Raw genomic sequence first — 1,254 nt, forward strand, 5'->3', positions numbered from 1 at the left:
CACCAGCACAACATCCTCGTTTTTCAAATATCTCAAAACAAATGATTGATTTAGTTGAAAAAATTTATCCTGAAGCTGAAATAATTTTAGCCTTCCACCGTGGTATAGGTGAGGTAGATGAGTTTACTAAAGAAGATGATGCAGCAAATACAACAGATTTAGCAGAATATGGTGCAGCAAAAGGGATGAACAGTATTGACTTAGCATACTCATTTGATAATTATCAAAAATACGATGACATTGATTTACATATTGGATTTAGATTACATGCGCATTTGTACTTCCTTTCAAATCGTAAACCAAGTATCCTTCTAAATGAGGACGGCCGTGGTAGAGCAATGTCTGAGACAATCGGGTTAACTGGAATTGATACATTTAAACGTACTATTTTGAAAAAACCATCTACTGCGGCTAACCTAGTCCTTAATCGAGTTGGTACTGCGAAAAGATACTATCCAGATGTTGATTACGAAGCAATTGAACAATTAGAACATTTGCTGAATACACATAAAGAAAACGATTATAGACTAATGAATGGTGCTTTGAAAGTATTTGATGAAAACTATGCAGTGATGCAAGAGTTTATCAAGGCATTGCCTTAGTTTAAATTACTAAAACAAATAATTTTCTTTTACCACAGTCTATAAAAGTGACTATTCGGCTCATTTAGGCAGAATTTCATTTTTATAGAAGTGGTTTTGGCCCCATAGCTCAGCGGATAGAGCACTCGTTTCCTAAACGAGGTGTCGGAAGTTCAATTCTTCTTGGGGTCATTTTTTGTACACATTTCTGTATGAATAATTCAGTTCATTGGAGGGAAATATGCTAACAATTATCGTACCTTGCTATAATGAGGAAGAAACTATTCCCTTATTTTTTGGGGCAATAGAGCAACAAAGAGCAATAATGAATGAAGAAGTTGAATATATCTTCGTAAACGATGGATCAAAAGATCGAACGATAGCAAAAATTAAAGAACTAGTTTATCAACACATGAACGTTCATTTTATTGATTTTTCTAGAAATTTCGGTAAAGAAGCAGCTATGTTTGCGGGATTACAAAAAGCAAGTGGTGATTTTGTAACCATTATGGATGCAGACCTACAAGATCCACCTGAATTATTACCGCAGATGTTAATGATGCTAAATAATAATCCTGCACTTGATTGTGTGGGAACTAGAAGAATCGATAGGAATGGCGAGTCAGCCACCCGATCATTTTTTGCGAAAACTTTTTACAAACTAATGGATAAA

At 34.8% G+C, this 1,254-nt stretch carries 2 protein-coding genes and 1 tRNA gene; all 3 read left to right on the top strand.

What is annotated here, in order from left to right; genetic code table 11:
* Window positions 1-602: hypothetical protein (locus ABS911_RS15100; RefSeq protein ID WP_350468232.1), on the top strand; the 602-nt coding region annotated here is incomplete at its 5' end.
* A 98-nt stretch (window positions 603-700) separates the two neighbouring features.
* Window positions 701-773 (top strand) — tRNA-Arg (locus ABS911_RS15105).
* Between the two features lie 49 nt (window positions 774-822).
* The coding region (locus tag ABS911_RS15110) for a glycosyltransferase family 2 protein (protein WP_350468233.1) at window positions 823-1,254 on the top strand (432 nt) is incomplete at its 3' end.

This window comes from Carnobacterium sp. (assembly GCF_040274425.1).